The organism is Psychrobacillus sp. (assembly GCF_056205495.1).
The window spans coordinates 1-7062 of sequence record NZ_JBAEAP010000071.1 but is presented as its reverse complement, the minus strand read 5'-3'; the positions used below and the strand labels follow the sequence as shown (position 1 = coordinate 7062).

6 protein-coding genes are annotated in these 7062 nt (G+C 37.6%); 1 reads left to right on the top strand and 5 read right to left on the bottom strand.

What is annotated here, in order from left to right:
- The 4 genes from secA to AC06OU_RS02300 form a co-directional block, all read right to left on the bottom strand.
- Positions 1–1865: preprotein translocase subunit SecA (gene secA, locus AC06OU_RS02315; RefSeq protein ID WP_475853693.1), on the bottom strand; the 1865-nt coding region annotated here is incomplete at its 3' end.
- Between the two features lie 460 nt (positions 1866–2325).
- Entirely contained in the window at positions 2326–2883 is a 558-nt protein-coding gene (gene hpf / locus AC06OU_RS02310; RefSeq protein WP_475853692.1) for a ribosome hibernation-promoting factor, HPF/YfiA family, read from the bottom strand.
- A gap of 81 nt (positions 2884–2964) precedes the next feature.
- A complete protein-coding gene (locus AC06OU_RS02305; RefSeq protein WP_475853691.1) occupies positions 2965–3375 on the bottom strand; it encodes a PilZ domain-containing protein in 411 nt (136 codons plus the stop codon).
- A 385-nt stretch (positions 3376–3760) separates the two neighbouring features.
- Positions 3761–4255 (bottom strand): C40 family peptidase, encoded by a 495-nt coding sequence (locus AC06OU_RS02300; protein ID WP_169358843.1) that lies wholly within the window; start codon positions 4253–4255, stop codon positions 3761–3763.
- Positions 4256–4742: 487 nt separating this feature from the next.
- Between AC06OU_RS02300 and AC06OU_RS02295 the strand changes: the two genes are divergently transcribed.
- Entirely contained in the window at positions 4743–5534 is a 792-nt protein-coding gene (locus AC06OU_RS02295) for an SDR family oxidoreductase (RefSeq protein WP_475853689.1), read from the top strand.
- Positions 5535–5941: 407 nt separating this feature from the next.
- On the opposite strand, the gene AC06OU_RS02290 is transcribed toward AC06OU_RS02295, so the two are convergent.
- Positions 5942–6787 carry a VOC family protein gene (locus AC06OU_RS02290; RefSeq protein WP_475853687.1) on the bottom strand — a complete coding sequence of 282 codons (846 nt, stop codon included), beginning with the start codon at positions 6785–6787 and terminating at the stop codon, positions 5942–5944.
- Positions 6788–7062: the final 275 nt, after the last annotated feature.

The window sequence follows — 7062 nt, the reverse complement described above, 5'->3', positions numbered from 1 at the left end:
TTTTCTGTTTCCAAAACTTCATTACGCTCTTTGTAGATGATTTCACGTTGCTGCCGTAATACATCGTCATATTGCAGCAATCGCTTACGAGAGTCAAAGTTGTTACCCTCTACTCGTTTTTGAGCAGATTCGACCGCGCGTGACACCATTTTAGATTGGATTGGCTGTGAATCATCCATACCCATCTTAGACATCATATTACGCATATTATCTGAACCAAATCGACGCATTAGTTCATCTTCCATAGAAAGATAGAATTGTGTTACCCCTGGATCTCCTTGACGCCCTGAACGACCACGTAGCTGATTATCAATACGTCTAGATTCATGACGCTCTGTACCAATAACAGCTAAACCGCCAACTTCTAGTACTCCATCTCCAAGTTTGATATCTGTACCACGTCCAGCCATGTTAGTGGCAATCGTTACAGAACCAAGATGTCCAGCTGTTGCGATTATTTCTGCTTCATGCTCATGGTTTTTTGCATTTAATACATTATGCTTAATGCCATGCTTTGTTAACAGCTTGGAAATGATTTCAGAAGTTTCAATGGCAACAGTACCAATCAGTACTGGCTGCCCTTTTTTATTTCGTTCAGCAATATCTGCAGCAACCGCTTCAAATTTCCCATTCATAGATGCATAGATTAAATCGGCACGATCATCTCTAGCAATTGGCTTATTCGTTGGTATCGCTATAACATTCATATTATAAATGTTACGGAATTCCTCTTCCTCTGTTTTAGCTGTACCAGTCATCCCTGACAGCTTGTCATACATACGGAAGAAGTTTTGGAACGTAATTGTAGCCATCGTCATGGATTCATTTTGAACCTCTAACCCTTCCTTTGCTTCTATAGCTTGATGCAAGCCATCACTATAGCGACGACCTTTCATCAAACGTCCAGTGAAGGAGTCAACGATTACTACGTCCCCGTCTTGCACCACATAATCTACATCTAGATGCATAGAAACATGGGCCTTTAAGGATTGATTAATCGCATGGTTTAAGCGGACATGGGTTAAATCAAACAAGTTATCTATACGGAACGCTTTTTCAACTTTTTCCACGCCGACATCAGTCAAAGTAACACCTTTTGTTGATTCTTCGTAGGTGTAATCTTCTTCCTTCGTTAACGTACGAACAAAAGCATTGGCCTGCATATATAAAGCTGCGGCTTTGTTAGCCTGTCCTGAGATAATTAAAGGAGTTCTTGCTTCATCGATCAAGATCGAATCGACCTCATCAATTACAGCATAATGAAGCGGACGTTGTACTTTTTCTTCTTTATAAAGCACCATGTTGTCACGAAGATAATCGAAGCCAAGCTCATTATTAGTTGAATAAGTCACATCAGCAGCGTACGCTTCGCGTTTTTCATCTTTAGAAAGAGAATTTAAATTCAATCCTACCGTTAAACCTAAGAAATTATATAATTTACCCATCTCTTCTGCATCACGACTAGAAAGATATTCATTGACAGTTACTACGTGTACACCTTGTCCACTTAACGCATTTAAATAAACAGACATCGTGGAGGTAAGTGTTTTACCTTCCCCGGTTTTCATCTCTGCAATATTGCCCTCATTTAATGCAGCAGCACCCATAATCTGTACTCGGAAAGGATACAGACCAAGTACTCGTCTAGCCCCTTCTCGCGCAACGGCAAATGCTTCTGGTAGAAGCTGGTCTAATTTCTCTCCATCTGCTAGTCTGCCACGGAATTCAACTGTTTTTGCACTTAATGCTTCATCAGAAAGAGCTTCCATTTCTCCTGCTAATGCTTCTACTTTATCTGCGATTTTTTCTAATCGTTTTAACTCGCGTTTATTTAAATCGAATACTTTATTCAGAACGTTAAGCATATTATATTCACTTCCCATTTAGTCTTACTCTCCATTTTACCATTCGTTACATAGTCACGCAAATGAGTAACATAAGAAAATCATAGACGCCTATCTCTGCCCCGACAGGCAAATGGAGAAAAGTGAGGAGGCAGTTTTTTCAGCCACCGGAGCTTTTATCCATTTGACCCCGAGGGGCAAGGCGTCGGAGCTAGACATCAAGAAAAGCGCAGACGCCTATCTCTGCCCCGACAGGCAAATGGAGAAATGCGAGGAGGCAGTTCCTCAGCCACCGGAGCTTTTATCCATTTGACCCCGAGGGGCAAGCCGTCGGAGCTAGACATTAATTTATCCACAGATTCAAAACTTTATAATTACCCAAACATAACAAAAACTCTTCTCTAGGTAAGAGAAGAGTTTTGTCACTTTTTGTCGTTAGAAAGTATCTATTTACGATGATACAACTAGCTTCCAGGTTGTATTAGTTTGTTTCGATTAAACCGTATTTCCCATCTCTACGTTTATACACAATATGAGTACCCATTGAGTCTGCATCAGTAAAGATGAAGAAATTGTGACCAAGCATGTTCATTTGTAAAACTGCTTCTTCTTGATCCATTGGTTTTAAATCAAATTGTTTAGTACGGACGATATTGTATTCGTCTTCTTCTGCACTTGCAACTGGTGCATCTGGCGGATCGATTGCAGCGAAGTAAGCTCCAACCCCTTCACGCTCACGGCTTTTACGATTTACTTTTGTTTTATATTTACGAATTTGACGTTCTAATTTATCGACTATTAAATCAATAGCGGCATACATATCAGTATGACGTTCTTCCGCTCTTAAAGTTAAATTCTTCATCGGGATTGTCACTTCGACCTTAGTTTGTTTGTCATTGTATACCTTTAAGTTGACATTTGCAGTCGCTTGAATTTCCTCGTTAAAGTATCGACCAACTTTTTCGATCTTGCCCTCAACGTAATCACGAATTGCAGGAGTCACCTCAAGGTTTTCTCCACGAATGTTAAAGTTTAGCATGTAAACTCCTCCTTTAATTTAACTCTATATAATATTTCTACAATCCCTATTTAATATCCTTCTTTTTAAGAAATAAAATAATTATTTTTTGTCGAATCTTGTCACATCTTTGGGTTTGTTTTCCACTTCTTTTCGCCGGCGAGCTTTCAGTTCATTAACAATTCTTTGCTCCGTGTCATGATCCCCAACTAATCGTACTCCGTATTCGAAGAAACCATGTACACTCTTCTTGCACCAAACAAGCTCACCTATCATATCTAGCGGGGTCTCATCAATAATAAAACTTATCTCAATTCGCTTTATTAGCTCGATAGTAATGGATAGCTCTGTGACCATTCGCAAGCCATTTGGGCTTATATCTACGATTTGACAGTTCCCCTTATTAGAGAATTCAGCAGGCTGGTCACCTCCCGAGTCTTTTATTAGACGAAAAGTTGCTTCAGTAGGTTCACCAAATGTGTAACGAAAATATTCATTTCTCTTATATTGCATACTATGTCCTCCCACAAGAACCAATAATAACCTTCTATTTTCTTCATTATGCCTAATCAAGAATTTATTTACAAGAAGTTATTCGACTGCTAGAGGTATATGAAAATAATGTTGCTATTACTTTTATACCCTAATTATGTATTTTAAACACTTTGATATTTCATACTATAATTCCGCTTTTATTGGAGTTTTAGTTGTTAATCATAAGTCAGTGAACCTTTAATGTGTGTGTAATTGCCATTATCCTATAAAATTATAAGGCTTAGAAAAAGAAAACCATTGATATATTAAATGCAAACCATCCTAGTGTGATTAAAGCTATTATTATATGAAGCTATAAAAAAATACCTTATCGACTAATCCGATAAGGTACCTTGTTATATGTTTATTTATTTGCAGTCATCGTTACATCTGCTACTCGTTTAGCTCCGACAAAACGTTTGCCCCAATAGTATGGATCGCTTAGCTTATCTACCTTTACACCTTTTGAGCTTGAAGAGTGAATAAATTTCCCGTCTCCAATGTAGATGCCAACATGCGATACGCCTTTACCAGATGTATTAAAGAAAACTAAATCCCCTGATGAAAGATCGTCCTTTTCTACTTTTGATCCTTTTGCATACATACCTGCGGATGATCTTGGAAGATTAACTCCTAAATCATCAAATACGTAGCCTACAAACCCTGAACAATCAAATCCAGCAGTAGTAGTGCCGCCTCCGCGATATTTAATGCCTATTAAGTTTTTAGCAGTGGATACTAATTCAGATGAATCTATTGAGCTAGAAGCTTCAGTATTAGCTGCATATGGAATTGTGACTAAAAGCATAGATAAAATAATTATACCAATGACTTTTTGCGATATAGACTTCAAGTTCATGTAGTTCCTCCGACGTCATAAATTTTCTGAAAACTTAACTATATTCATCTTATCACTCTTTAAACCTTTTTTATTTTACAGTTATGTAACATTTTCATTACAAAAGACGTCTAATGTAATCAAGGAAATTTCTCGTTAAATTTGGGACAAACCTTGATACATAAGGTTTTCAACAAGAAACCATCGACAATTGTCGATGGTTTCTTCGCTAAATATAGATGTAAAATCTGTGAAATCTTCTCTTAATCTGTTTTTAGGACAAAAAGAATAATTTTATCTATCTCTGCATACAAAAAAAAGGTAGTTATAAAGTAGTGAAAATAAAATATTTAACAAACTAAAAACAGAGTATAAATCGCTCTTTGGAGGGCTGCTGTTTAATTAAATAATGAAGATCATTTCGAAATATAATCATTAACACTGCCAAATCTGAATATTAAATGTAATATATTCTTATAAATATGAAAAGAAAGGGTTGAGCACTAAAATGGACTTTGGACTCCAAAATAAACGTGTTATAGTGACGGCATCAAGTAGGGGCTTAGGAAAAGCAACCGCTTTACAGTTTGCACAAGAAGGAGCAAAGGTGCTTATCTCTAGTCGCAATGAAGAAGAATTAAAGGTAACCATGGAGGACATTAAACAACATAGCTCCAATCCAAATATCTTCTACACCGTTTGTGACGTTACGAAGGAAGAGGATATTGCTCAATTATTTAAAGAAGCAGAAACTAAGCTTGGTGGAGTCGACATTTTAGTCAATAATGCTGGTGGCCCATCTCCAGGAGGATTCGGACAAGTAACCGACCAAGACTGGATGGAAGCATTTGAAAAAAATCTGCTTAGCTATATACGTACCATTCGACATGCTATTCCATTCATGCAAGCACAAAAATTCGGTAGAATAGTAAACATTTCGTCGTCTTCTACTAAAGAAGTATTAGATGGTCTAATTTTGTCGAATACCTTCCGATTGGGTATGGTTGGTTTGTCGAAAAGTATTGCAAGAGAATATGGCAAGGATAATATTTTGATTAATACCGTTGGACCAGGGCGTATTCAAACAGATCGCGTAACAGAGCTAGATGAAATTGCAGCTAAAAAGCGTGATATAACCGTAGACGATGTTCGAGAAGGGTTTAAACAAATCATTCCAATGGGCAGATATGGAGAGCCTGCTGAATTTGCCAAGGTCATTACCTTTTTATGCTCTGAGGCAAATACTTATATGACAGGCCAAAGCCTAGTAATTGATGGTGGAATGTTGAAGGCATTATAAAATGCGGAAGAAGACTGGAGTATGTGCCAGTCTTTTTTTATTGCATTTGGGACATAAAGAAAAATGCCCCCAACTACTAATTGGAGGCATTGGCTTATTTAGGTTATGTTGAAGTTATTGGTTGATTTTTGACAAAGAATTTTTTAAAAGTGTCTGGCAGTTTTGCAGATTTGTTTATGAAAGAAAATTTATATGCTTTTTACCGATGAATTAAAGCTGTTCTCCATATATTGATTGGAGCACCAGACGGCGACTCCTGCGGGATGAGTGAGACATATAAGACATCACAACCACGCGCGCAAGCGATGGGTGGTGGCTTATCGCTCACCCCGCGGAAAGCGTCCGGCTGGCGCGGAAATCAATCTTATTATTTGCAACATAAATCAACCCTATTTTTTAACTAAGCCTTATTTTACTGCCATTTTAATTTTGTTTTCTGATGGATCTTTCGTATAGAAAATTTCATTTTCTTCAAGAACAGAAATATTTTGTTCACGCAAATTTTTTACCGCTGTCTCTCTTTCTTCTATAGAAGGATAAATAATATTAAATGCCTCTATTCCAGTCATGTTTTCTGAGGCTGGTTGTGCACCTGCTCCTGCCCAAGTGTTCAAGCCGATGTGGTGATGGTATTTTCCAGTAGACATAAATAAAGCCCCAGGGTAAGGAGTAACAACTTCAAACCCCATTAACTCATAAAATTCTCTTGCTTCTTCTATATCAGCTACTTGTAAATGTATATGCCCCATAACAGTTCCTTCGGGTAATCCATTCCATTCCGTGTTGGCACCTGCTGCTAAAATAGCTTGTGCATCTATTGCTAAAGTGTCCATTGCAACAGAACCCTTTTCCCAGTTCCAATCTGATTCTGGTCGGTCGCTATAAATCTCGATTCCATTCCCATCAGGATCATTTAAATACAGCGCTTCACTAACTAGATGATCTCCTGCACCAATACGAATTCCACTCTCTGCAAAGAATCTTAATACAGCGCCTAAATCCTCACGACTTGGTAAAAGTAATGCGAAATGATAAAGCCCTGTTGTTTTAGGCTGTTTTAGCACTACATTTTCTGGTTGTTCGATGGATAAAAGAGCAGTTTTCCCGTCAGCTGTTAACCAAATTTTGCTCGCTTGTCTATCTAATACTTTAAAGCCGATTACTTCCTCGTAAAATTTAAGAGATTGCCCAAGGTCTGTTACCTTTAACTCTACAAGCTCAATATATGTAGAAGGTTTTTCATGAAATTTCATAATTTATTTGCTCCTCTTTTTTAAGTTACTTTTCGTAAGTAATTATATTTTAATTACCTACTAAAGTCAACTTCTCTTTCATGAAAGAAATCACCTTTCCCCTATTGGCTGTGAAGGTTTATGAGAAAGCAAGCGTTTTGTAGCCATTTAGCGTAGCGCTTCCTGGAGGATAGTCTTTAAAAGCTATAAATTTCTGTAAGCGGTAATAAACTCTTCGTGAACGGTGATATTTTTCTCCGAACGGTGATAAATAAAAATGTTACCATGATCTTACT